General features: G+C 43.8%; 21 protein-coding genes. 7 read left to right on the forward strand and 14 right to left on the reverse strand.

The features are described from left to right. Positions 1 to 3 precede the first annotated feature (3 nt). The 7 genes from pilV to murJ all read right to left on the reverse strand — a co-directional run bounded on the left by pilV (position 4) and on the right by murJ (position 8092). Positions 4 to 591: a type IV pilus modification protein PilV gene (gene pilV, locus HQQ92_RS14400; protein ID WP_173248674.1), complete on the reverse strand. Its 588-nt coding sequence runs from the start codon at positions 589 to 591 to the stop codon at positions 4 to 6. A 183-nt stretch (positions 592 to 774) separates the two neighbouring features. Beyond that, positions 775 to 1731 (reverse strand): 4-hydroxy-3-methylbut-2-enyl diphosphate reductase, encoded by a 957-nt coding sequence (gene ispH, locus HQQ92_RS14405; RefSeq protein ID WP_028760920.1) that lies wholly within the window; start codon positions 1729 to 1731, stop codon positions 775 to 777. A gap of 1 nt (position 1732) precedes the next feature. Next, positions 1733 to 2155 (reverse strand): FKBP-type peptidyl-prolyl cis-trans isomerase, encoded by a 423-nt coding sequence (gene fkpB, locus HQQ92_RS14410; RefSeq protein ID WP_028760921.1) that lies wholly within the window; start codon positions 2153 to 2155, stop codon positions 1733 to 1735. Beyond that, positions 2152 to 2667 (reverse strand): signal peptidase II, encoded by a 516-nt coding sequence (gene lspA, locus HQQ92_RS14415; RefSeq protein WP_173246249.1) that lies wholly within the window; start codon positions 2665 to 2667, stop codon positions 2152 to 2154. The genes fkpB and lspA overlap by 4 nt, the downstream gene beginning before the upstream one ends. Positions 2668 to 2676: 9 nt before the next feature. Further along, on the reverse strand, positions 2677 to 5499 hold the full coding sequence (ileS, locus tag HQQ92_RS14420) for an isoleucine--tRNA ligase (protein ID WP_173246252.1): 2823 nt from the start codon (positions 5497 to 5499) through the stop codon (positions 2677 to 2679). Between the two features lie 32 nt (positions 5500 to 5531). After that, positions 5532 to 6467, reverse strand: coding sequence for a bifunctional riboflavin kinase/FAD synthetase (gene ribF, locus HQQ92_RS14425; protein WP_173246254.1), 936 nt, complete (start codon positions 6465 to 6467; stop codon positions 5532 to 5534). Between the two features lie 65 nt (positions 6468 to 6532). Next, positions 6533 to 8092, reverse strand: coding sequence for a murein biosynthesis integral membrane protein MurJ (gene murJ / locus HQQ92_RS14430; protein ID WP_113941315.1), 1560 nt, complete (start codon positions 8090 to 8092; stop codon positions 6533 to 6535). A gap of 252 nt (positions 8093 to 8344) precedes the next feature. Here murJ and rpsT point away from each other — a divergent pair, with 252 nt between their 5' ends. Then, the gene (rpsT, locus tag HQQ92_RS14435) at positions 8345 to 8611 is read left to right on the forward strand and encodes a 30S ribosomal protein S20 (RefSeq protein ID WP_011790375.1); all 267 of its coding nucleotides are present in this window, start codon (positions 8345 to 8347) and stop codon (positions 8609 to 8611) included. Between the two features lie 63 nt (positions 8612 to 8674). On the opposite strand, the gene HQQ92_RS14440 is transcribed toward rpsT, so the two are convergent. Further along, positions 8675 to 8971: a metalloregulator ArsR/SmtB family transcription factor gene (locus HQQ92_RS14440; protein ID WP_006084975.1), complete on the reverse strand. Its 297-nt coding sequence runs from the start codon at positions 8969 to 8971 to the stop codon at positions 8675 to 8677. Positions 8972 to 9107: 136 nt separating this feature from the next. On the opposite strand from HQQ92_RS14440, the gene HQQ92_RS14445 reads away from it, so the two are divergent. Beyond that, positions 9108 to 10511, forward strand: coding sequence for a M28 family metallopeptidase (locus tag HQQ92_RS14445; protein WP_173246257.1), 1404 nt, complete (start codon positions 9108 to 9110; stop codon positions 10509 to 10511). A 65-nt stretch (positions 10512 to 10576) separates the two neighbouring features. On the opposite strand, the gene yaaA is transcribed toward HQQ92_RS14445, so the two are convergent. Both yaaA and HQQ92_RS14455 read right to left on the reverse strand, forming a co-directional pair. Then, a complete protein-coding gene (yaaA, locus tag HQQ92_RS14450; protein ID WP_105249943.1) occupies positions 10577 to 11350 on the reverse strand; it encodes a peroxide stress protein YaaA in 774 nt (257 codons plus the stop codon). A 129-nt stretch (positions 11351 to 11479) separates the two neighbouring features. Continuing rightward, positions 11480 to 12922 carry a sodium:alanine symporter family protein gene (locus HQQ92_RS14455; protein WP_173246266.1) on the reverse strand — a complete coding sequence of 481 codons (1443 nt, stop codon included), beginning with the start codon at positions 12920 to 12922 and terminating at the stop codon, positions 11480 to 11482. Positions 12923 to 13350: 428 nt separating this feature from the next. Here HQQ92_RS14455 and HQQ92_RS14460 point away from each other — a divergent pair, with 428 nt between their 5' ends. The 5 genes from HQQ92_RS14460 to HQQ92_RS14480 all read left to right on the forward strand — a co-directional run bounded on the left by HQQ92_RS14460 (position 13351) and on the right by HQQ92_RS14480 (position 20346). Next, positions 13351 to 15717, forward strand: coding sequence for a phosphoketolase family protein (locus tag HQQ92_RS14460; RefSeq protein ID WP_105249944.1), 2367 nt, complete (start codon positions 13351 to 13353; stop codon positions 15715 to 15717). A gap of 238 nt (positions 15718 to 15955) precedes the next feature. Further along, positions 15956 to 17080: an OmpA family protein gene (locus HQQ92_RS14465; protein ID WP_173246269.1), complete on the forward strand. Its 1125-nt coding sequence runs from the start codon at positions 15956 to 15958 to the stop codon at positions 17078 to 17080. 250 nt (positions 17081 to 17330) lie between these two features. Further along, the gene (gene tal / locus HQQ92_RS14470) at positions 17331 to 18287 is read left to right on the forward strand and encodes a transaldolase (RefSeq protein WP_028760931.1); all 957 of its coding nucleotides are present in this window, start codon (positions 17331 to 17333) and stop codon (positions 18285 to 18287) included. Between the two features lie 19 nt (positions 18288 to 18306). Beyond that, positions 18307 to 19944: a glucose-6-phosphate isomerase gene (pgi, locus tag HQQ92_RS14475; protein WP_173246272.1), complete on the forward strand. Its 1638-nt coding sequence runs from the start codon at positions 18307 to 18309 to the stop codon at positions 19942 to 19944. 216 nt (positions 19945 to 20160) lie between these two features. Beyond that, positions 20161 to 20346, forward strand: coding sequence for a DUF3545 family protein (locus HQQ92_RS14480; RefSeq protein ID WP_006080618.1), 186 nt, complete (start codon positions 20161 to 20163; stop codon positions 20344 to 20346). 315 nt (positions 20347 to 20661) lie between these two features. On the opposite strand, the gene HQQ92_RS14485 is transcribed toward HQQ92_RS14480, so the two are convergent. From HQQ92_RS14485 to HQQ92_RS14500, 4 genes are all read right to left on the reverse strand, one after another. Then, positions 20662 to 21198, reverse strand: coding sequence for a hemerythrin domain-containing protein (locus HQQ92_RS14485; protein WP_105249947.1), 537 nt, complete (start codon positions 21196 to 21198; stop codon positions 20662 to 20664). A 236-nt stretch (positions 21199 to 21434) separates the two neighbouring features. Next, on the reverse strand, positions 21435 to 22169 hold the full coding sequence (locus HQQ92_RS14490; RefSeq protein ID WP_173246275.1) for a hypothetical protein: 735 nt from the start codon (positions 22167 to 22169) through the stop codon (positions 21435 to 21437). Further along, on the reverse strand, positions 22162 to 22767 hold the full coding sequence (locus tag HQQ92_RS14495) for a sigma-70 family RNA polymerase sigma factor (RefSeq protein WP_173246278.1): 606 nt from the start codon (positions 22765 to 22767) through the stop codon (positions 22162 to 22164). Before HQQ92_RS14495 ends, HQQ92_RS14490 begins: the two co-directional genes overlap by 8 nt. Positions 22768 to 22812: 45 nt before the next feature. Next, positions 22813 to 24681, reverse strand: coding sequence for a VWA domain-containing protein (locus HQQ92_RS14500; RefSeq protein ID WP_173246280.1), 1869 nt, complete (start codon positions 24679 to 24681; stop codon positions 22813 to 22815). Between the last annotated feature and the right edge of the window lie 203 nt (positions 24682 to 24884).

Below are 24884 nucleotides of genomic sequence, written 5' to 3' on the forward strand. Positions count from 1 at the left end.
AACCTAAATAATCATTGTCGAAAGAATAAAAAGCCGCCTACGCGTACCAATATCTTCTCCACATTCACTCCCAGAATAACTTGTACCCGCGCCCTCTCGGATCCCTCTCCACGCAATTGCGACCGTTACAGTTGAACCATCTACATTAATGCATGCTGTTGGAGAGTCTAACCCACCAACATTCTGGCTATCCATAACTTCAGCAGCCCCCATAAAACTCTGTTCCCACTGGTAAAGATCCCAAGCTTCAGTCTCTTCTGGAGTACATATACTCACTGCGCCAACAGCAACGTCACAAACATTGCCTGGTTTATTAAGAGAGCCAGTATACTCACCAGCGTAATTACCCAGCTGCGCTCTATTCAGCTTCATTCGATTAATTATGTCGTTTGCATAATAGGAGGCTTGAGTTTGCTGAAAGGATTCAAAGCTGCCACGCTTTGCAACAATATGCAGATTAAAAATGCCAATTAAGCCAATGACTAAGATCACTAACGCAACAAGCACTTCAATTAATGAGAAGCCCCGTTGAAATTCCCTTTGTGCCAACCTTTCGATTTTAGTCATATTTTTGACAAGCTTTTCAGCTATTTACCTTTAAAAATCTTAGTATTACGATAAAAATTACCAACAGTTAATAATAGATGAGTAAAATGTAAGTAGCCAGTAACATTAGCACATAAGCATTGACATCATTATGCTTTGAATGAATTTGAGACAATAAAAAAGAGGCTTATAGCCTCTTTTTTATTGACGATTAAACAGTACACAGATTTAACGTAATTCGGCTGGCACAGCAAAAACAGTGTCTTCTTTACGCCCTTCAACTTCAGTCACAACACTAGGGGCAAGCTTAGCGATTGCTTGAACAACTTGTTGGACTAAGACCTCGGGGGCTGAAGCTCCTGCGGTGACGGCTACACGTGTAACATTATCAAACCAACTAGACTCAACGTCATCTGCAGTATCCACTAGATAAGACTGGGTTCCTGTTTTCAATGCTAGCTCGCGTAAACGATTAGAGTTAGAGCTGTTCTTTGAGCCAACAACAATCAACAAATCAACGTCTGCAGATAAATTGCGTACCGCATCTTGACGATTCTGCGTTGCATAACAAATATCGTCTTTTCGCGGACCTTCTATAGAGGGAAACCTTTTCTGTAACGCAACAATAATGTCCAAAGTATCATCTACAGACAAAGTAGTTTGTGTCACGAAGCAGAGATTATTGGGATCGCGAACTTCCAAGGCTTCAACATCTGCAGGCGATTCAATCAGATAAACGCCACCATTAGGATTATCGTATTGCCCCATAGTACCCTCGACTTCAGGGTGCCCTTCATGGCCAATCAGGATGCACTCAATACCTTTGCGGCTGGCACGTGTCACCTGAAGATGTACTTTAGTCACTAAAGGACACGTTGCATCAAAGACTCTCAGCCCTCTCGCCTTTGCTTCTTGTCTCACCGCTTGAGATACACCATGGGCACTGAAAATAACAATGTTGTTATCAGGCACTTGATCTAACTCTTCGACAAAAACCGCACCGCGATCCTTCAGATTCTGCACGACATAGCGGTTATGCACGACTTCATGGCGAACATAGATAGGCGGCGAAAATAATTCCAACGCCCGTTCAACAATACTGATAGCACGATCAACACCCGCACAAAAACCGCGCGGGTTAGCGAGCATAATATTTAAACTTGGGCTAGTAGGATCGAGTTTCATCTTAAAATACCTTTACTACGTCCAGTTCAAAAGTGATCTTGTGTCCTGCCAGAGGATGATTAAGATCGACGGTGATGGAATCACCCGCAACATCACGGACAATACCAGGGATCTCACTACCACCAGGGCCAGCAAAACTCACAATCACGCCAGCCTCTAAACTCATGTCAGCCGGAAAACGGCTTCGATCTAGATAATGGATAGCATCAGGATTGGATTCGCCAAAGGCATCAATCGCTTCAAGCGTGAAACTGTGCTTATCACCTTCAGCAAGCGTCACCAGCTGCGCCTCAAATGCAGGACTTAAAGTACCATCACCCACATTTAATCGAGCCGGTTTACCCGAGGCTTTAGTGCTATCGGCAGTCGAGCCATCAGCAAGCACAATGTTCATGTGGCATAATAATGAACGTGTCACAGTCACTTTTTAACCCCTTCAGCGCTATCAGCTTCAGACTTTCCGCTGACAAATGCATCCCAAATAATCAGCACTGCACCGACGCAAATGGCAGCGTCGGCAATATTGAATGCTGGATAATGGCTCTTATTCCAGAAGAAATCGATAAAATCAACCACGAAACCATGCATCAATCGATCGACTAAATTACCTAAAGCACCACCAATCACTAAGGTGTAAGCTAGATTCAGTTTCCACAAAGAAGACGATTGCTTACGCAACCACACAGTCAATAACGTACTGAATCCAATCGCAACAATCGTAAACAGCCAGCGCTGCCAACCTCCAGCTTCACTTAAAAAACTAAAAGCTGCACCATAGTTACGTACATAAGTGAAATTAAAGAAGGGCAATAATTTCACTGATTCATACAAATCAAAATTGGCTAAGACCCATTGCTTAGATAGCTGATCGGCTAAAAACACCAATACAGCTACCCAATACCAACGTAAGCCACTGTCTTTCCAAGTTAATGGCATACAGATCCTTTACGCAAACTGACGAACTTCGCCGTCACCTTCAATATTGGTTACGCAGCGAGTACAAAGTGTTGGGTGAGCCTCAATAGTGCCAACCTCTTCTCTGTGGTGCCAACAACGCTCACACTTCTCGGCAGTGCTTGAAGCAACCACTAATTTCAGTGATGCCAACTCAGTCTCAACCGCTTCCAATGTCGCATCGGCTAAAGGCAATACTTTGGCTTCAGAGGTCAACAACACAAATCTCAGCTCATCGCCGATATGGGTTAATTGCTCAGTCAAGGTAGCATCCGCAAACAAGGTCACTTCAGCTTCTAATGAGCCACCGATACGTTTGTCGCGGCGAGCTTGTTCAATCACTTTGTTGACTTCATTACGCACGGTTAGCAACTGCTGCCAATAGTCATCGCTCAAATCAGTCGCTAAGGTGACTGATTTCAAGCCTTGATACCATTCTTGGGTAAAGACATAAGCATCACGCTCGCCAGGCAGTAATTGCCATACTTCGTCAGCAGTGAAGCTTAGAATTGGCGCAATCCAACGCACCATGGCCTCAGAGATCAGATACAGCGCCGATTGACAACTACGGCGTGCATGGCCTTCTTGCTTAGCCGTATATTGGCGATCTTTAATGATGTCCAGATAGAAACTGCCTAACTCAACCGAGCAGAACTGCATCAGTTTTTGAGTCACTATATGGAAGTTATATTGATCATAGGCTTCGATGATTTCCTGTTGTAGCGCAGCGGCACGGCGAACAACCCAACGATCTAACGCCACCATATCTTCAACGGCCACTAAATCCTTAGCGGGCTCGAAACCGTTTAAGTTGGCTAATAAGAAACGCGCAGTGTTACGAATACGACGATAGGCATCGGCACTGCGATTTAAGATTTCGTCTGAAACCGTCATCTCACCGCTGTAATCAGTTGCCGCAACCCATAAACGCAGAATATCGGCGCCTAATTTGTTGGTTACCGTTTGTGGTGCAATGACGTTACCAATAGATTTTGACATCTTACGGCCTTTACCATCGACGGTAAAACCGTGGGTAAGCACTTGCTTATACGGTGCTTTGCCATTCATTGCGGTTGAAATCATCAAAGATGACATAAACCAACCGCGATGTTGATCGCTGCCTTCAAGATACAAGTCAACACCGTGTCCGTGGAATTCAGGACGCGCCGCTACTACTGATGAGAAGGTTGAGCCAGAGTCATACCAAACGTCCAAAGTATCAGTGACTTTACGGTATTGTTCCGCTTCATCACCCAGCAATTCTGCGGCATCAAGATCCCACCAAGCTTGAATACCCTGCTGTTCGATACGATTCGCCACGCGTTCCATTAACGACACGCTATCAGGGTGCAACTCTTCGGTTTCTCGGTTCACAAACAGCGTGATAGGCACACCCCAAGTACGTTGGCGTGAGATACACCAGTCAGGGCGGTTTTCAACCATTTTTTCGATACGACTTTGGCCCCAATCAGGGATCCATTGGGTTTGTTCGATTTCTTTCAATGCTTGCGTGCGTAGACCGTGGTTATCCATAGAGATGAACCACTGCGGTGTCGCGCGAAATATAATTGGTGTTTTGTGGCGCCAGCAATGTGGGTAGCTGTGACGGTAAGCCACGTGATTCAGCAAGGCACCTTTTTCTCTCAGCAAAGCTACGACGTTATCGTTAGCTTTAAAAACATGTTGCCCAGCAAAATACTCGGTATCAGGCTTGTATACACCGTTGTCGCCAACAGGGTTTGCGACTTCTAAACCGTACTTTTGACCAACAACAAAGTCGTCTTGACCATGACCAGGTGCAGTATGAACGATACCGGTACCCGCATCAGTAGTGACGTGATCGCCTAAAATTGCAGGCACATCAAAATCCAAGAACGGGTGATTAAAGCGGACAAGCTCAAGCGCGGCGCCTTTGGTTGTACCAAGCACAGTATGGCTTTCGATGTTATAGCGAGTCAGGCAAGATTCAACCAAGACTTCAGCTAAAATAAGCGCTTGCGTCACACCGTCTTTTTCGAATTCGACTAAGCTGTAATCCAGCTCAGGACTCAAAGACAAGGCGCGGTTCGCTGGTAGCGTCCATGGCGTGGTCGTCCAAATCACCATAGAAACAGGATGTGAGTAATCGCTTACCCCAAACTTAGCCGCAACAGCTTTGCTATCGGCAGCCACAAACGCCACATCAATAGCAGGTGATGTTTTGTCTTCGTATTCCACTTCAGCTTCAGCTAGGGCAGAACCGCAATCAGTACACCAATGCACTGGCTTAACGCCTTTATGTAAGTGACCACTCTCAATCACTTTCGATAAAGAACGAACGATATTAGCTTCCGTTGAAAAATCCATCGTTAAGTACGGATTTTGCCAATCACCCAACACACCTAAACGGATAAAGTCTTCACGTTGACCGTTAACTTGCTCTGCAGCGTATTTACGGCATTCTTCACGGAATTCTGCCGCAGAGATTTTTTGACCAGGCTTACCCACTTTTTGCTCAACTTTCAGCTCAATAGGCAAACCATGACAATCCCAACCTGGTACATAAGGTGCGTCAAAACCAGACATAGTTTTTGACTTAACAATAATGTCCTTGAGGATTTTATTAACTGAGTGACCAATATGAATACTGCCATTCGCATACGGTGGGCCGTCATGCAAAATGAAGGGAGTACGGCCAATTCGGCTATCACGGATCTGTTGATACAAACCGTCTTTTGTCCAGCGCTCTAACATCTCTGGCTCGCGATTTGCCAAATTACCACGCATCGGAAACTCTGTTTCCGGCAAATTCAAAGTAAATTTATAGTCGCTCATTGATCCTATACCGTTAATTAAACTGATAAATTTCAGCCTGCATCATTACCAAATAAAGCTCTGGCTTCATTTGCATCATTTAAAATCTGTTTTTTTAGCGCATCCAATGAGTCAAAAGGTTGCTCATCTCGGAGTTTAGCCACCAACTCGACTTCAACATGTTTGCCGTAAATGTCACCTTCAAAATCAAAAAGATGCACCTCAAGCTGACACACTTGACCGTTCACTGTCGGGCGAAACCCAATATTGGCTACGCCCTCATAAATATCGCTGTTATCCCAATAACATTTAACCGCAAACACACCGCGTACCGGCACAACATTGCGCTTTAAGGCGATATTAGCGGTGGGGAAACCAATTGTGCGGCCAATTTTTTGCCCATGCGCTACACGACCACTCAAGGTAAAAGGATGTCCTAATAGGCGTCTCGCCTGTTCAAGATTGCCCTTCGCCAATTGTTCACGCACAGCAGTCGAGCTCACTCTTTGCGAGCCCAGCATGAAACTTTGAGTGCTGACCACGGTAAAGCCATATTGGATACCCGCCTGCACTAGCATTTCAAAATTGCCTTTACGGCCTTGGCCAAAACAAAAATCATCACCGACGACGAGGTATTTGACACCCAGTTTGCGGACCAACAATTCTTCAATAAAATGCTCTGCAGGTTGATTAGCAAAAGTGCGATTAAAGTTAACACACACTAACCGCTCAACCCCGAGTTCATCGAGTAAAATGACTTTATCACGTAATAAACTTAAACGAGACGGCGCGTTGTCGCCGCTAAACAATTCTTGCGGCTGAGGTTCAAACGTCATTAATGTCGATGGCAGCGATAACTGCTTCGCCTTCTGCACTAAGTTCGCAATCACTTGTGCATGACCACGATGGACGCCGTCAAAATTACCTATAGTCAATACACACCCGTGGTGGGATGACAAAATGTTATGTATACCGCGGATTAATTCCATAACGTTAGACAACTGCCAAGCGCAAATCGGCTGATTATATAACAGCTAGCGATGAGAATCAGCAATCAAGCTCCCCGTTTAATTGACCAAGGACGAATTCCGAGCAAAAGCAGACACAATAAGTAACTGACTGCCCCAACTAAAATTAAGCCTATCAAGGCTTTCGCACGATCGAACAAATGCCAATCTAACCAAATTTGTTGTGAAGGCAAAAAGTAATACAAGACTACCACCATCAAGGCTGTAGAGACCACGGCTTTAGCAAAAAACACCATAGTCGGCCTAGAAACACGATAAACGCCAGCTAAATGCAAGCCTCGGTATAGTAATGTGGCGTTAAGCAATGCTGACATCGAAGTCGCAATCGCCAGTCCAACATACCCAAAAGGAATAGCAAACAGCAAGTTAAAGCCCATGTTTGTGATCATGGCAATAATGCCATAACGCACAGGTGTTTTGGTATCTTGACGAGAGTAATAGCCAGGAGCAAGCACCTTAATCAGCATAAAGCTAAGCAAACCACTGCCATAAGCCATCAAACTATAGGAAGCCATTTCAACATCATGCAATGAAAAAGCACCGCGCATAAATAATACCATCAGCATGGGCTTTGCGAGCACGATCAACCCCATCATAGCCGGTAGACCTAGCAGTAGAATCGCCTTAATCCCCCAATCCATCGTCTTGCCAAAGCCCGCACCTTCGTCATTCACATGGTTTCGTGACAACGCAGGTAAAATCACAGTAGCAATCGCGATCCCAAACAATCCTAAGGGAAATTCGAGTAAACGGTCGGCATAATAGAGCCAACTTATTGAACCCGTCATCAAAAAACTGGCGATAAATGTATCAAATAGCAGGTTAATCTGTGAGACAGACACGCCAAACAATGCAGGGATCATCAAAGTTCTGATTTTCACCACACCCGGGTGATGCCAGCCCCAAGAAGGCTTGACGAGCGCATTTTCACGCAACAAAAAGGGAATTTGAAATAGGAACTGAATCAAACCACCACAAAAAACGCCCCAAGCCAAGGTAACCTCAGGCTGGGTCGATGTAGGCGCATAGAAAATAGCCGCCGCAATAATTGCCACATTGAGAAATACGGGTGTAAAAGCCGATACCGCAAAACGGCCTCGGGTATTTAAAATTGAGCCCGCTAATGCCGTAAATGTGATAAACCACAGATAAGGAAAAGTAATTTTAAGCACAACGGTAGCGAGTTCAAATTTAGCACCATCTGGCTCGTTGTTAAGCCAAGCGATAAACCAACCACCACCGAATAAAGCTGACAACACAGGTGATGCAACCACCCCCAAAAGGGTCACTATTGTCACTAGTAAACCTAATGTGCCCGCAACTTTACTCAATAAATCACGAGTCTCTTCTGCGGTATGTTTCTCTTGGTACTCAGTTAAAACAGGTACAAACGCCTGTGCAAAAGCCCCTTCAGCAAACAAACGGCGTAAAAAATTAGGAATTTTATTTGCAAAGAAAAACACATCAGCACTTGTCCCTGCGCCCATCAAATTAGCAACCACCACATCCCTAACTAGACCTAAAACTCGGGATATCAATGTCATAGCACTAACAATCAGGCCAGATTTTAATAATTTTCTACTCAAACGTCCCCCAGACCCATATCGAATTGATTAGGTGATACATCTCAAAAAATCGATTCAGGCTCTGTCACACTGCGGTAATAGCTGCTAGAATTGCGCCACATATTACACGAGTTGGGTCGAAGATAGCCAAGGCAGGTTGGATTAATTTATCTTTATGATGAATATTCAATCATAGTCATTGACAAAGTGACTAAATGCAGGCATATTCCTCGGCCTTTAAAAGTATCAAATCCAGTTTTTAGGAGTTGCACCTTGGCTAATAGCAAGTCTGCAAAGAAGCGCGCGCTTCAATCTGAAAAGCGTCGTCAGCATAACGCCAGCCGTCGCTCAATGTTACGTACATACGTTAAAAAAGTAATCGCTGCAATTAAAGCAGGCGATCACAAAACAGCAACAGAAGCTTTTGCTGTTGCACAACCAATCGTTGACCGTATGGCGACTAAAGGTCTTATTCACAAGAATAAAGCCGCTCGTCAAAAGGCACGTTTGAACGCTAAGATCAAAGCAATCGCTGCTTAATCTATAACATAGCAAATGAAAAAAACCGGCAATTGCCGGTTTTTTTATATCTGAAAAACACTATTAATGACAATAAATGTTGTTCAATAAGTGAATCATCTCCCGTACTTCATCACTCTTGAGTGAATAAAATACCGTTTGCGCTTCTTTGCGTGTGGTTACTAAATTATCTTTGCGTAACCAAGCAAGGTGTTGTGATAGTGCCGATTGACTTAAGCCTAATTTTTTATTCATTTCGCCAACGCACATTTCTCCTTCATTCAATAAATAACAAAGAATAAATAAACGGCGTTCGTTCGCGAGTGCCTTTAATAGCACTACGGCATGATCGGCTCGCTCCTGCATTAATTCAATATTCATTACGCACTTTCTCTCCTAAAACTAACCCCTGCGCTAATATAGCGTCGCCTTACGGATATAGTCGGGACATAAAGCACACTTTTTGCTAGATTGTTTTTAAAAATGGGACATGCTTAATAAAAATAAAGGAAATCTAATGAAGCCCTATCAAACTACACTTCTCTCGAGTCTTTTAATCGGGGGGTTAAGTGCGTGCCAAACTCAAGTAGAAACCGCCCCTAGTGAAGTCATTCAATTACAACAGGCAGCATTATCTTCGCAATTAAGCTATGACTTAGTCGAATCACTCACGGTTGAAGTGGGTCCAAGACTTGCAGGTAGCCCAAAGGATATCCTCGCCGTTAACTGGGCGATAAATAAACTGACCAGCCTAGGTTTTGACCGTGTTTATAAAGAAGCCGTACAAGTGCCAATTTGGGAGCGCGGTGAAGCCAAAGCCAAAATCACCGTCCCTGTAGAACAGCCGTTGGTCATTACTGCGCTTGGTGGCAGTATTGCGACTCCTGCTGGAGGTATACAAGCTAAAATCGCGCGCTTTGATAGCCTAGAGGCATTACAACAAGCCAAGCCTGAAGAGGTGCAAGGTAAGATTGTTTTTATTGACCAAAAAACAGAGCGCCATATCACTGGTGAAGGTTATGGTAAAAGCGTTGGTGGCCGCTCGAAAGGGGCAGTCGCTGCAGCACAAAAAGGCGCAGTTGCTATCGTGATCCGCTCTATTGGCACAGATCATGACCGCATGGCCCATACTGGCATCATGCGCTACCAAGATGGCGTGCCTAAGATCCCCGCGGCTGCCATGTCAAATCCCGATGCTGATTTGGTTGGTGCATTGCTAAAACGCGATCCTAATGCCCTGCTCGAATTGCATATGTCGTCAAAAAACTTAGGTTTTAATACTTCCTACAATGTCATTGCCGAAGTAACGGGCAGTAGTAAGCCCAATGAAATAGTGCTCATTGGTGCTCATTTAGATTCCTGGGATGAAGGTACTGGCGCGATTGATGATGGCGCTGGAGTCGCCATTGTGACTGCTGCAGCCAAGCAGATTCAAGATCTCCCCATAAAACCCGCTCGCACTGTTAGAGTCGTGCTATATGCCGCTGAAGAAGTTGGGCTCGTTGGTGGTAAAGCGTATGCAGAGGCTCATAAAGCGGAATTACCGCTGCACTACATAGCTGCAGAGTCTGATTTTGGGGCCGGTAGAATTTATCAAATCGATACTAAAGTGAATGAGAACATATTCACCGAAGTGCAGCAGGCGCTCAGCCCTATGTCATTCAATGGCGTTGCACTGGGCAATAACCAAGCTTCTGGCGGGCCAGACGTATCTATGCTCCCCGCCTTAGGTGTTCCAGTTGCATCTTTGAGGCAAGATGGCCACGATTATTTCGATTACCATCACACACCGAATGATACCTTAGATAAAATCGACCCTGCCGCATTGGCTCAAAACGTCGCCGCCTACGCACAATTTGCTTATATCATGGCAAATTCAACGGTGACATTAACGCCTTTAGCCACCCAATCTGAAAAATAGGCCATCAATGATATAGAGAACAGCATTAGCTGTTCTCTATCAATTAACATCTTATCGATATTTCGCTATTGCTCTTCACGTAAAAACGTTGGATTTGTTGGGGAACTCTGCTCTTCACTATAATAATAACCAGCAACATTAAATGCTTTTAATTCATCTAAAGTGTTAATTTGATGCGTAATGAGATATCTCGCCATCATGCCTCTAGCACGCTTAGCAAAAAAACTGATCACTTTATATTGACCATTTTTACAATCTTTAAATATGGGTGAAATTAATTGCCCTTGAAGTTTTTTAGGCTTTATTGCTTTGAAATATTCATTAGATGCAAGATTGACAATAATATCACTACTCGTTTCAGCGAGCGTTTCATTTACAGCTTGTGTTAATGTCTCTCCCCAAAACTCATATAGGTTTTTACCTTTAGGATTAGAAAGCGCCGTGCCCATTTCTAAACGATAAGGCATAATTAAATCCAGCGGTCTGAGCAAACCGTAAAGTCCAGATAAAATACGTAGCTGTGACTGAGTTCGAGCAATTTCATCTTCAGACAATGTATCAGCATCAAAGCCAGTATACACATCGCCTCTAAAAGCAAAAATGGCCTGTTTTGCATTATCTAAACTAAAATCTGGCCGCCACTCCCCAAAACGTGCCGCATTTAAACCCGCAATCTTATCGCTCACCTTCATTAAAGTGGCGATGTCTGTAGGGGTCAATTGCCGACACACTTGGATCAACTCCTGACTATAAGTTAAAAAATCAGGTTGTGAATACACCTGCGTCAGTGGCGGCAGTTCAAAATCTAAGGTCTTCGCCGGCGAAACCAATATCAACATCAAAAACTCCCAACAGAAACAAAAATACATACCTATGATACTGAACGAGCATAAAAAAACCACGCTTTAACAGCGTGGTCTTTTCGATTACAACAATCAGTAATGCCTATTGTCGATACGCTAGGCTAATTAAAGCTTTTTAGCCGGCACAAGACTGGTATCTTGCCAAATATCATCATCAAGCTGATCCATCAACTCAGGAAATTTACTACGATCAAATTCTGGAGTCTTACCCGCGTTGATCTGTTCGCGATAATCATTGATAACGCGAATTGCCAGACCCGATAATAGTAATAGAGCAACAATGTTTACCGTCGCCATCAACCCCATCGAAACGTCAGCCAAGTTCCACACTAAACTTATCTTAGCGACGGCACCAAACATGACCATGCCAAGCACACACAAACGGAATAAAGGCAGTGCTTTGGTACTATTTCCCATTAAGTACATCACATTTGTTTCAGCGTATGAGTAATTGGCTATGATGGATGTAAAGCAGAATAAGAAAATAGCCACCGCAATAAATGCGCCACCCCAGTCGCCAACATGTGCAGACATGGCATTAATGGTTAATCGAATCCCATCATCACTCGAGCCAATATCCCCTGATAGCAGGATTATCGCAGCCGTTGCAGTACAGATAACGATAGTATCCGCAAACACACCCATCATCTGCACAAAACCTTGGGATGCTGGATGATTAGGGTTAGGCGATGCACTTGCCGCGACATTCGCCGCACTGCCCATGCCCGCTTCGTTCGAGAAAAGTCCGCGAGCAATACCCGCTTGCATTGCCTGCGCGACAGTATAAGCCACGCCGCCAGCGGCAGCCTCTTGCCAACCAAAAGCACTTTTCACAATTAAGCTAATAATCGCAGGTAATTGTTCTAAGTTGAAAATAACGATAATGAAGGCTACAAGAATGTAGGCTAAGGCCATAATGGGGACAAGAAATTCAGATACTCGCGCGACTTTACGTAGACCACCGACAATCACAAATCCACTGGCAATCACTAGCCCAATCCCTACATAGGTTGGATTAAAACCAAATACTCGCTCCATTGCACCGGTAATAGTGTTAGCTTGTACTGCATTGAATACTAAACCAAAAGCAATAATCAAAAAGACAGCAAATAAAATGCCCATCCATTTCTGACCCAATCCTTTTTCCATATAGTAGGAAGGACCACCGCGGAACTGGCCATTATGATCTCGGACTTTATAAACCTGCGCTAAGGTTGATTCAACCATAGCGGTCGCCATACCTAAAATAGCGATAAGCCACATCCAAAATACTGCACCTGGACCCGCTGCACCAACAGCAACAGCAACACCGGCCATATTACCAGCACCGACACGGGCTGCCATACTCGTACAAAAGACTTGAAATGAAGAAAGACCGCTATCGCAACCTTGCCGACTCATGGTCATAACTTTGATGGAATGTTTAAAGTGGGTTAACTGAATAAAGGCAAGTCTAATGGTGAAATAGAGACCAGCTCCTACTAGTCCATATACTAACAACTTACCCCAAAGTAGCGCATTCAAAAAATTAACTATGGTTTCTAACATATTATTTTACTTCTTCCCGTAGCAAATGCTCCTCTAATTGCAATTAAAGGTACAACATCTGTGGTGAATGAATCCTTCCAAGTTAAAGGTAAGAATTTCGGTAGATTTATTTTTTCAAATTATCCTTCCGTGAATTTACAACATCACGGCTACCGAATTCAACGCAGCAAAATAGCACAGTATTCGAAATTGCTCATGTGATCAAGCTCGCGTTTGCACAGTTAAACGTCATTGACATCACGTCTTACAACACTAGCTAAGCTACTGTTAAAGCTAGATTAACAAAAGGTCTAAGTTGCGCTATTATTTTTAACAGCAAAAACAACTTTTAAAATTTGGATGTAGGGCACATTTTTGTAATAAAACTACAAATATAGTAACCCCATAGAAACTTCAATCATCTCTTGTTTGTTTTAGTGAGGCTTAACATGACACAAATACATGAAATCAATGCTCTGAAAAAGTACGTCAGAGCGACAAACTTTCTTGCGACCTCGCAAATTTACCTCAAACAAAACGTCTTACATAAACGTCCACTTGCCCATACTGATATCAAGCCACGTTTACTTGGCCATTGGGGTACCTGCCCAGGTATTAACTTTGTCTATGCCAACATTAACCGCTTGATAGTGAAGCATAACCGCTCTTTTATCTATTTAGTCGGTCCAGGCCATGGTTTTCCCGCTGTACAAGCAAACTTATTCATTGAAGGCTCTTTAAGTCATTTCTACCCAGAAACTATTCCCTACAATGAAACTGGCATCGAAGATATTTGTAAGAAGTTTTCTGCCGCTTATGGTTATCCTTCACATGCAAACCCTGAAGCACCTGGACAAATTCTTGAAGGTGGCGAATTAGGCTACTCACTCTCAGTAGGCTGGGGGGCAGTATTAGATAATCCAGATCTGATCGCAACCGTCTTAATTGGTGACGGCGAAGCAGAAACGGGACCATTAGCCGCATCTTGGTATGCAAACCGCTTAGTTTCACCTGCGACCAGCGGCGCAGTATTGCCAATTGTGCATATTAACGGCTATAAGATTTCCGGTCCTACCCGCATGGGACGTATGAGCCATGAAGAACTGGATCTTGAATTCCGTGGTCTTGGCTATTTCCCCATCATAGTTGATAACGAATTAGAAGAAGATATCTATGTGCAGATGACAAATGCCATGGATACCGCTTATACCATGATCAATGACATTCAACGTCGAGCACGCAGTGGCGAAGATGTAGTTAAACCAAAATGGCCAGTCATTTTAATGCGTACAGCCAAAGGTTGGACTGGTGTCAGTGAATATAAAGGTAAGAAATTAGAAGGTAACTGCGAATCGCATCAAGTAATCGTCAATAAATGTGCTACTGATAAGGGCCATTTAGATGCACTGGATAATTGGCTTGCCAGTTACGACTTCCAAGAACTCTATCAAATGAATGAAAAAGGCGAACTGATTTTTGATGCCGACATTTGTTCATTAATCCCACCCAAGCAACTTGCCTGTGGCCGTCAACATTTAACCTATGGTGGAGAAGTTGTTAGAGCATTAACCAATCCAGATCTTGAAAAACTCAGCTATGGCCCAGAAGTACCGCGTGGTCAACGTGGCTATTCAATGTTAAAAATGGGCGAATGGATGCGTGATGCATTCAAGTTAAACCGCGACCAACGTAATCTACGTATCTTTAGCCCTGACGAAACCTATTCAAATCAACTACAAGCTGTATTTGAAGAAACCGATCGTGCATGGCAGTGGCCAATTGAGAGTTGGGATGAAGATATGTCCCGTGAAGGTCGAGTCATTGAACTGCTTTCTGAAAACTTACTTTTTGGCATGCTACATGGTTACACAGTAACAGGCCGCCACGGCATGCTACCCACCTACGAAGCATTCTCACAAGTTATCTCATCGATGGCCGATCAGTACTGTAAATATGTCTACGCCAGCCAAGGCGTACATTTCCGTAAGCCACTGCCAGCCTGTAATGTCGTATTATCTTCATTACTTGAGCGCCAAGATCATAATGGCTATTCACATCAAAACCCATCTTTCCTTGGGGCTATGCTGGAGAAACATCCAAAAATAATCTCGGCTTACTTACCCGCAGATGCCAACAGCACATTGGTTTATACAGAGCGAGCCTTCGCAGACCGTGACAAACTCAATATTCTGGTTGCAGGTAAAAAAGAGTTACCACAATGGCTAAGCTTGGAAGAAGCGCGTAAACAAACAAAAGACGGCGTAATGGTGTGGGATTTTGCCTCAGATGAGAATCCCGATATTGTGCTGGCAGGTTGTGGTGATTATGTCACTCAAGAATGTATGGCTTCTCTAGTATTAATCAGAGAACTCCTTCCAAGAGTGAAAATCCGCTTCGTTAGTGTCACTGAATTAAGCAGTGATGGCTTAGGTAGCCGTAAATTTAAAGAAAAACCTTGGTTAATGGACGAAATCTTTACTCAAGATAAAGGCGTGGTATTCAACTACCATGGTTACCCAAATACAATCAAAAAGTTAATTTTTGATTACAAAGGCAGCCGTCGCTTCAGAATTAAAGGCTACGAAGAAGAAGGTTCAACAACAACGCCATTTGATATGGGTGTTCGTAACGGTACATCTCGCTATCACCTTGTAATTGATATGGCTTACAAGCTGTTCCAACAGGGCGTTATTGATGAAACTATGCACGTCTCTATTACCACTGATATGCTGCAAAGATTAGTTGACCACCGCAACTATATTAAAGCGAATGGTGTAGACCCAGTAGAAATCGAAAATTGGGTATGGACACGCTAATAGAAACATCTAATTAACATTAGATTGTAATTTAAAGGCATTCTTCGGAGTGCCTTTTTTGCATTAAAAATACCAGTTACAGAATGATAGCCCTTAAAAGGTTGATCTTAATACTGGAAAAAGTTAACAAACCAAGTGATAATTAACCGCTGGCTAAAATATCAAAGGATCCCCACACTAAGTGCTAGCAATGTTTTGCACAAAACCAGCAAAGCATATTGGTGGAGAATCATAATCAATGGACGTAAATAAAATGATGAAGAACACATTAAAAGTAGTATTACTGACATCTCTGCTTCCACTCGCAGCCAGCGCATCTCAGGAACTTACACCTTGGTATGTTGGTGCCGGTTTAGGCGTTAATAACTACGAGCACGTTGCCACTCAGAACGGTGAAGACAGTCCATACGCTTGGGATGTTTTCGCAGGCTACATGTTCAACGATTACTTCGGTGCTGAAATCGGCTTCCGTGATTTAGGTAATACAGATTGGACTGAAGCAGGTATCAGTAATGATGTCAGCGTTAAAGGTTCAACATTAGGCTTAGTGGGTATTTGGCCTTTGGCTAACCGTTGGAGCTTATCAGCTGAAGCCGGTGTGATGTACTATAGCCTTGAAAACAGCCAAAACTTCAATAACCAATCCACTTCTTACAGTGATTCCGACTTTGCTCCATACTTGGGTGCAGGTGTTGGCTATAACTTCACTGACAACTTGAAGTTACAAGCTAAATATCGCCGTTATGAAGGCTTAGATGACAATGCTGGTGCCAGTGCCGTAGTTCCAGTCAATGCAGATAGCAACTATTGGGGCTTAGAATTAAGCTACCGCTTCGGTTCTGCTGCTGTTGTAGCTCCAGTTGCCGCAGCAGTAGTTGCTGCAGCACCTGTTGATTCTGACAACGATGGCGTTTACGACGACAAAGATCAATGTCCAGCAACACCAGCAACTCACAAAGTTGACTCTGTTGGCTGTACTATCTATGAAAACGTGAAGAACAAAGAAGACGTAGGTTCAATCCAGTTTGCTAACGATTCTGCTGTAGTTAAAAATGTTTACTACAAAGACATCGAAAGATTAGCTAACTATTTGAACAAAAACCCAGCTTTCACTGTTGAAATCGCAGGTCACGCCTCAAATGTAGGTAAACCAGAATACAACATGGAATTGTCTGACAAACGTGCTGACGCCGTTGCCAAGATTCTTATAGAGAAATATGGTATCAGCGGAAGCCGCGTAACTTCTAACGGTTACGGTGTTACTCAGCCATTGGTTGCTGGTGATTCAAAAGAAGCTCACGCTGCGAACCGTCGCATCGAAGCTATCGTGACTACCACAACAAAACAACCTGTTCTGAAGTAATAGTACTTACTGAAGTAAAAAAGTCGCTGCTTGCAGCGACTTTTTGTTTTTGTGGGGTATACACTAGGACAAGCGACGCCCTCTACTGCAGCCAAGATGATAGCCCGTAGCTCGAGCCATACCTTAATAGACATAAAATTGTCATTTTTGTAATTTTTTTACATTCAAGGTTGGAAAAGTTGGCAAAATCGCTTCTAATAGTCATCAGTGAATTCCGAGTTAAAACTGCTACCTGAGAAGGATGTTTTTCATGGCCAATACATTAGAGCAACTCAAGTTATATACCACTATCGTCGCTGACACAGGCGACATCGAAGCGATTAAACGCTACCAACCTGAAGATGCGACCACTAATCCATCACTCATCTTGAAAGCGGCTCAAATTCCTGAATATGAATCCCTTATAGATAACGCTATCGACTGGGCAAAATCACAAAGTACCGATCTCGTGCAGCAACTTGATGATGCCAGCGACAAACTAGCGGTCAATATCGGCGTAGAAATACTGAAACTCGTTCCAGGCCGTATTTCAACTGAAGTTGATGCCCGTTTATCATTCGATAAAGAAAAATCAATCGCTAAAGCCCATAAATTGGTTCGCCTATATAAAGAAGCGGGTGTAGATAAATCACGCATTCTGATCAAACTCGCTTCAACTTGGGAAGGCATTTGTGCCGCTAAAGAACTAGAGCAAGAAGGCATCAACTGCAACTTAACCCTACTATTTAGCTTTGCTCAAGCGCGTGCGTGTGCCGAAGCGGGTGCTTATCTAATTTCTCCTTTTGTAGGCCGCATACTTGATTGGTACAAAAAAGATACGGGTAAAGATTACAATGCCGTAAATGACCCTGGTGTCATTTCAGTGACTGAAATTTATAACTACTACAAACAACACGGTTTTGACACTGTTGTTATGGGTGCAAGTTTCCGTAATATCGGTGAAATTATTGAGCTAGCAGGTTGCGATCGTCTGACCATTGGCCCTTCTCTATTAGAAGAACTGGCTAATTCGCAAGTTGACATCACACCTAAACTGGTTGCAGCAACGACCACTGTCGCTGCAGAACCCCCATTGACTGAAGCACAATTCCGTTGGGACTTTAACCAAGATCCAATGGCGGTTGATAAGCTTGCCGAAGGCATTCGAAACTTTGCGATAGACCAAGGTAAGCTCGAAGTCATGCTCACGGCTAAGCTCGCGAACTAAGCACTCTGGAGACGGTGAAATGACACTCTTGACCCAAAGCTCAACATGGCAAGCTTTATCAGCACACAGTAAAAATGTTCCGCATATGCGGGAATTGTTTGCAACTGACGCGGCACGTTTCAATAAAATGTCGCTATCAGCCTGTGGTTTATTACTGGATTACTCTAAAAACAGAGCAACAGCGGAAACGCTGGATCTGTTATTTGCGTTGGCAAGCAATAGCCAACTTGAAGCAAAAATCAAAGCGATGTTTGCAGGTGAAATCATTAACACCACAGAGAAGCGCGCCGTACTGCACACAGCGCTTCGCAGTACTGCAGAACAATCGATTATTGCCGAGGGTCAAGACATAGTTCCTGAAGTTCAACAAACTCTAGATAAGATGCAAGGGTTTGTGAGCTCAGTGACGTCAGGTCAATGGAAAGGTTACACAGGTAAAGCGATAACCGATATTGTAAGTATTGGTATTGGCGGCTCTTTCCTAGGCCCCAAAATCGTCTCTCAAGCGTTGCGGCCTTATTGGAACCCCGAATTAAATTGTCACTTTGTGGCAAACGTCGACGGGACTTCTATTAGTGAGAAGCTGAAGTTACTGGATCCTGAAACGACCTTGTTCATCATGTCATCCAAATCTTTCGGGACACAGGAAACCTTAACCAATACCCTCACCGCAAGAGACTGGTTCCTAGCGAAAGGCGGTTTGCAGTCTGATGTGGCAAAACACTTTGTCGCAGTCACTTCAAACGTAGCAAAAGCGACAGATTTTGGTATCGATGCAAACAATATTTTCCCTATGTGGGATTGGGTTGGTGGCCGTTACTCTCTCTGGTCAGCGATTGGCTTGCCCATTGCACTTTTGATCGGTATGGATAACTTCAGGGCTCTACTCACGGGTGCGCATCAGATGGATGAGCACTTCGCCACAGCGCCACTGACTGAGAATATGCCGGTTATCATGGGATTACTCTCCCTATGGTACGGAAACTTCTTTAATGCTCAGTCCCATGTCGTATTAACCTACGATCATTATCTGCGAGGCCTACCCGCTTACTTCCAGCAGCTCGATATGGAAAGTAACGGTAAGTCAGTCACCTTAAATGGTACTGATGTTGACTACAGCACAGGTCCCGTCATTTGGGGGGGCGAAGGCACTAATGGCCAACATGCCTACCACCAGTTATTACATCAAGGTACCGCACTGATCCCTGCCGATTTCATTATGCCGCTGCAAAGCCATAATCCTATCGGTGAGCACCATGACCAATTAGCGTCAAACTGCTTCGGTCAAACCCAGGCCTTAATGCAAGGTCGTACTTTTGATGAAGCTTTAGCCGAACTTGCTAATAGCGCATTATCCACCACAGAGAAGCAGCTGATCGCTCAACATAAAGTCATGCCTGGTAACAAGCCGAGCAACACCTTGCTTATGGATAAGCTCACTCCATGTACCCTAGGCGCTTTAATTGCCTTATATGAACATAGAACCTTCGTTCAAGGTGCTATTTGGGATATCAATTCCTTCGATCAATGGGGTGTAGAACTCGGTAAGAATCTCGGTAACGATGTGTTAGCACGCATTGGCGCAGAGCAAGATTCCGATGCTTTAGATGCCTCAAGCAACGCATTGATTAACCTTTATCGACAAGGCAAAATCTAATCGAACAAAAAGCCAGCAATTGCTGGCTTTTTAATTCTACCCCGTTCTTTTTATTAAATTTTCCTGCTTAACTCCGCTCTACTTCTGCATATAACATCAATGACATATCACTCAAAGTTCATTTCAACTTAACACAAATGAAACATAATTCTTGCACCCTGTTTTAAAAATATGTTATTTAATCGCTGACAAAACATACAACAACAGGAGGTTGCCATGGATCGTTTAGATTATGGTTGTGCGCTAGATGAAGTCGTTGAAAGACCCGATCGTTCGCGAGGCTCCAATAAAAAACGTAAATGGCGTGAGATCGAAGCGTTAAAAGATAAGCATCGTTTGCTCAAAGAACTCCAAGAAATCGATAATAACTTTAACTACGACATTGATGCTATCCAGTTGTAATTACATGTTTATATGAGCTAGTTATCATTTCAAACATGAATAGAAAAGCGCCCTTCGGCGCTTTTTTTATTTACAACTATTGGAACAAACAGAATATAAGCGGGGTATGACCTTACGAGCCGAAGCTTTAAAAAACACATCAAAAAAAACCAGTACGTTACGATAAAAACCAACGTCATCGACACCGATAATACTTTACAAATCCCAACCAACTTTGGCTCACGAGACATCGCCGTCAGAATCAAAAATGTGCTCCTCAGCCGTATAAAAACACCAGCTTAAGCCCACAACATGGGCCCAATAAACTAAAGAGTATTAGTCAGACGCTGTGAGATAAACCCGTAAATCTTCAAATTCTTTCTGCTCTCGATCCAGAAACAAAGGATCATCGATCAGCGATTTCTGACACTCTAACTCAATAACTTGCCAATCTTGCTCAGTTAAACTTTTGGCTAACAAAGGAAATATTTCCCGTTCCTCCATCTGCATATGTCGCTCTTGCAATGCCACATACTCTGCAAAATCAACAATCAGTTTCTCGCGGGCAACCACAATATCACTGAGGATCAAGTTTAAAGTCGCCATCAAGGTGGCCGAGGATTGGATCACCGACTCATGTTCGGCACTCAATTTATCGATAGTATCGTTCGTTTTATGGGCTAGGTAGTAGGCATAAATAATGTCTTCAATGGGATGATGGCAACGTTCAGCATATCCTTGCATATATTCAACAATATCGCGCACGACGCTGAAGTTGATTGACTCACCTTCGGATAGTTTCATTTGCTTGTTTTTTAAAACATTTAGCAATACAGCTATATGTTTATGATCATGCATGAGTCTTTTAAGCATAATGCCTCCTGAATATGGGTCTGACTATTGATACTAGCCAAGTCGTGAACTAACACCAATATAACAGGCTAAAACCTGTTCACTTTATGACGTTGATCAAGTAAATCACATACCAAACAGTAAACAGACCACAAACATTAGCACGTCTCGGCATATTTCAGGGAAATTTAGCTGTTTATCTCACCACTTTGCGATTTCTAATCACTTTTTTATTCGTAAATACCACAACCACATAGTCATTTGGCAAGCTGATGTAATTGCTGTTGTAGCTTTTTAAACTCAAGTCTTAATACTTGCTGCGATTCGATTAACAGTGCTTCATCGACATCCTTAACTGCAAGATACGGGTAATCTTTGAGCAGTTTTTGTTCAAGCACGAATGCTTGCTCAGTCTCCTTCGCTTCGATAAGAACTTGTAACCGATGTAAATACTCAGTCAATGACGCTTGGTTGATTTCAGCAGGCTCAGATAATTTTGGTGCATTCATAGACCTTGCAGCGATAGCGGGGCTAATTGCATCCTGCTGCTCAGTTGCTCCCAATGCGGCTTTAGCTTGCTGCATTTCCGTCTGTCTTTTATGTTCAGCCACGGCTTCTGTTTGCATGTTTAAAGATTGCATCGCTTCAGTATCAGCCATTCTTGCCATCGTTTGTGGCGCAGGGGCACTCATCACCATAGGACTTGGAGCAAGTGCATCTTCGACTTGAGGTCGATTCAGCACCAGCAGACCAACAACAAGCACTAACGATGCCGCGCTCGATAACGCCCAAGGATGGCGTCGCCAGACGGAACTTGGCGCTTCAACGGCGGTTATTTTGCTTTGATGCATTTCAGCTAAGTGAGTTTGCGCCAGCTGTAAGATATCTTGATCGAGTTGCCGCGGTGGAACCTCTAAGGCCTGCTGGCGATACCAAGCCAGCACTTCCTGTTGTAATGCGCGCTCATCAGCACTTGAAGAAGAATTACTCATGACCCGCCTCCTGCCATTTCGCGCTGACACAATCTTTTAGGCTTTGGTAAGCATAACGAATACGGCTTTTAGTCGCTTCTAAGGTCACGCCCGCAATGTCGCTAATGATGGCAGCCGTAAAACCCATTTCAATATTCAGGATAAATGCCTCTTTCTGAACTTGGGGTAACAGTGCGATACAGGTCTTTAGCAATAAGCTCTTTTGCGCTTCTTGCCACTGCACATCGGGTTTATCTTGCGCACCCGCCACAAAAGTATCGAGTCCTACATCATCTTCATCAGTAGCGACTAAATCCACGGGCTTAACCGCCCGCACATGATCAATCAATAAGTTATGAGCGATACGATACAACCAGGTAGTAAACTTAGCACTGGCTTCGTAGTTAGCCGCAGCGCGGATCACCCGCCCCCAGGTTTCTTGATACAAATCTTCAGCTAACTGCTTATCACCTAACTGGCGTACAAAGTAGCGATAGAGTGCACCTTTGTGCTTCAGGTATAACTGTTCAAATGCTTTTGAATCGCCCTTGGCATAGCACAACATCAATTGCTCATCTGAGTGCTCATGGTTTGATAATTGCGCTATTGCTAATGCCACGGGAAATTCCTCATCATTGGGGTTAGCCCCACGAATTTACTTTTACTATTGTAATCTCTCATTGCGCGTATTGCTCTTGTCTCTCACTGGCTCGCCATGAAGCTTATCTTGGGGAGGAAAAGGTTTATCCGTACCATCGAATACCTTCTTAATCGGCACATAATTAGATTGCTCTATGGCCGCGGCGGTTTCCATTAATTGCACAAACTCATGGCGATATCCAAAAGGATCGTCCCCTAATGCCGAACGTGCTAACTGGCTTAACTTAGTATAATCAAATTGATGTAGATAATGGCTGCCATTCAGTAATTGCCCTAATCCTGCAACCGCTGCTGCAAATCTAAAATCATCAGTCGCTTGTTCTAACAGCTTAACATTTTGGTCTAACCTGATGGGATAACTCAGTAACTGACTCTGTGTTTGCTCTGGCAACTTGTATCTCAGTTTAAGGAAAGCGATTTCTTCACGGCTGTATTTTTCTTGCCCCGTTTGAGCATCAACGCCATATCTGAGTTTATCATTCGCCATCTGCCCTGCTTCAACATATCTTAATTCATATAAGGCAGTCACTGTATGACCCGCGCCAATTTCGCCCGCATCCACCTTATCGTTGTTGAAATCCTCCCGTGCTAAAGCACGATTCTCATAACCGATTAGACGATACTCAGACACTAAGGCCGGATTAAACTCCACTTGCACTTTGACGTCTTTAGCAATAGTGAACAAGCTTGAACTTAACTCGTCCACCAGCACTTTTCGAGCTTCATTCAGGGTATCGATATAGGCATAGTTACCATTGCCCTTATCCGCTAATTGCTCCATGAGTTGATCGTTGTAATTCCCCAAACCAAACCCTAAGGTTGTCAGGCCAATACCATGATCTTTTTCCTTCTCAATCAAGGCAATCAAATCATCAAAATCTGTCATACCAACGTTGAAATCACCATCCGTCGCGAGGATGACTCGATTAATACCATGGGGGATAAAATGCTTTTTCGCCAATTGATAGGCTTGTGTGATTCCTTGCCCACCATTGGTTGAACCACCTGCGCTCAATTGCTCTAACGCATAGGTTAAAGTTTGAGTGTCATTACCCGACGCGCCATCGAGCACCACACCAGCAGCCCCAGCATAAACCACAATAGAAACTTTATCCTGCGCGCTTAATTGCGCCGTCAGCAACTTGAGTGCTGTTTGCAGTAAAGGCAATTTATCTGCAGATGCCATAGAACCTGACACATCGAGCAAAAAGACTAAGTTACTGGCGCCTAACTGAGATTTAGGTAAGTCATACCCTTTAAGACCAATCCGTAACAGCATCATGTCATCGTTATAAGGGGATGGCGCAAGCTCTGTCATAACGCTAAACGGCGCGGCATTTTTAGCAGGTAAGGGATAATCGTAGGAAAAATAATTGAGCATTTCCTCAACTCTGACAGTGCCTTTCTCGGGCAAGCGCCCTTCCCTCAGCATCCGCCTTAAGGTGGCATAACTGCCAGTATCGACATCGATGGAAAACGTCGATACTGGGATTTCTCCGGCCACCATGATGCCATTTTGCACCAGCGGCTCGAATTTATTTTGTGCTAACGGAACGGCATAGTCTGACGGCATTGGGGCTATGTTCATTCCCATCACTGCACCATGGGTAGACATTTGCATCGGCGCCGCGACTCTGGCCATCTCAATCTGAGTAGCATCACGCATTTCAGCACGGCGCAGTGACACTTCTTTATTACTCTGTTCGGCTTGCAGCTCCGCTTGTCGTTGTCGAGCCTCAGAGCCTTTACCGCCACAGGCCGTTAAACTCAGCATGACTAAGAATAAAGCTGCGCTATTGCTCGCCGATATGCTGGCGTTTCCCCAAGGTAATAAGGAATGTGCAATGGTTTTCTGGGAGTATATTGTTTTCATGTTGAATGCCTTTGATGTTGACCTAAGGCTGTAAACGGTACAAATGACTAAAAGGGTTAAAGTATCAAAATATTTTACAAACCACTCTTAAATGAGAATCAAACACCACCCAAGCACACTATTTATACAAAACAAAGTATTTTCAATCGTTTTTGCAATCAAGCTCACACTGCGTCTTGTATCAGGTCACTAAAATAGAAGCT

Source organism: Shewanella sp. DC2-4 (genome assembly GCF_013248875.1).
GTDB lineage: Bacteria > Pseudomonadota > Gammaproteobacteria > Enterobacterales > Shewanellaceae > Shewanella > Shewanella oncorhynchi.

Coding starts and splice junctions, on each gene's coding strand:
- ispH (WP_028760920.1), bottom strand. CDS start 1,731: ATGAAACTCGATCCTACTAGCCCAAGTTTAAATATTATGCTCGCTAAC.
- lspA (WP_173246249.1), bottom strand. CDS start 2,667: ATGCCATTAACTTGGAAAGACAGTGGCTTACGTTGGTATTGGGTAGCT.
- ileS (WP_173246252.1), bottom strand. CDS start 5,499: ATGAGCGACTATAAATTTACTTTGAATTTGCCGGAAACAGAGTTTCCG.
- ribF (WP_173246254.1), bottom strand. CDS start 6,467: ATGGAATTAATCCGCGGTATACATAACATTTTGTCATCCCACCACGGG.
- HQQ92_RS14440 (WP_006084975.1), bottom strand. CDS start 8,971: ATGAATATTGAATTAATGCAGGAGCGAGCCGATCATGCCGTAGTGCTA.
- HQQ92_RS14445 (WP_173246257.1), top strand. CDS start 9,108: ATGAAGCCCTATCAAACTACACTTCTCTCGAGTCTTTTAATCGGGGGG.
- yaaA (WP_105249943.1), bottom strand. CDS start 11,350: ATGTTGATATTGGTTTCGCCGGCGAAGACCTTAGATTTTGAACTGCCG.
- HQQ92_RS14455 (WP_173246266.1), bottom strand. CDS start 12,922: ATGTTAGAAACCATAGTTAATTTTTTGAATGCGCTACTTTGGGGTAAG.
- HQQ92_RS14460 (WP_105249944.1), top strand. CDS start 13,351: ATGACACAAATACATGAAATCAATGCTCTGAAAAAGTACGTCAGAGCG.
- HQQ92_RS14465 (WP_173246269.1), top strand. CDS start 15,956: ATGGACGTAAATAAAATGATGAAGAACACATTAAAAGTAGTATTACTG.
- tal (WP_028760931.1), top strand. CDS start 17,331: ATGGCCAATACATTAGAGCAACTCAAGTTATATACCACTATCGTCGCT.
- pgi (WP_173246272.1), top strand. CDS start 18,307: ATGACACTCTTGACCCAAAGCTCAACATGGCAAGCTTTATCAGCACAC.
- HQQ92_RS14480 (WP_006080618.1), top strand. CDS start 20,161: ATGGATCGTTTAGATTATGGTTGTGCGCTAGATGAAGTCGTTGAAAGA.
- HQQ92_RS14485 (WP_105249947.1), bottom strand. CDS start 21,198: ATGCTTAAAAGACTCATGCATGATCATAAACATATAGCTGTATTGCTA.
- HQQ92_RS14490 (WP_173246275.1), bottom strand. CDS start 22,169: ATGAGTAATTCTTCTTCAAGTGCTGATGAGCGCGCATTACAACAGGAA.
- HQQ92_RS14500 (WP_173246280.1), bottom strand. CDS start 24,681: ATGAAAACAATATACTCCCAGAAAACCATTGCACATTCCTTATTACCT.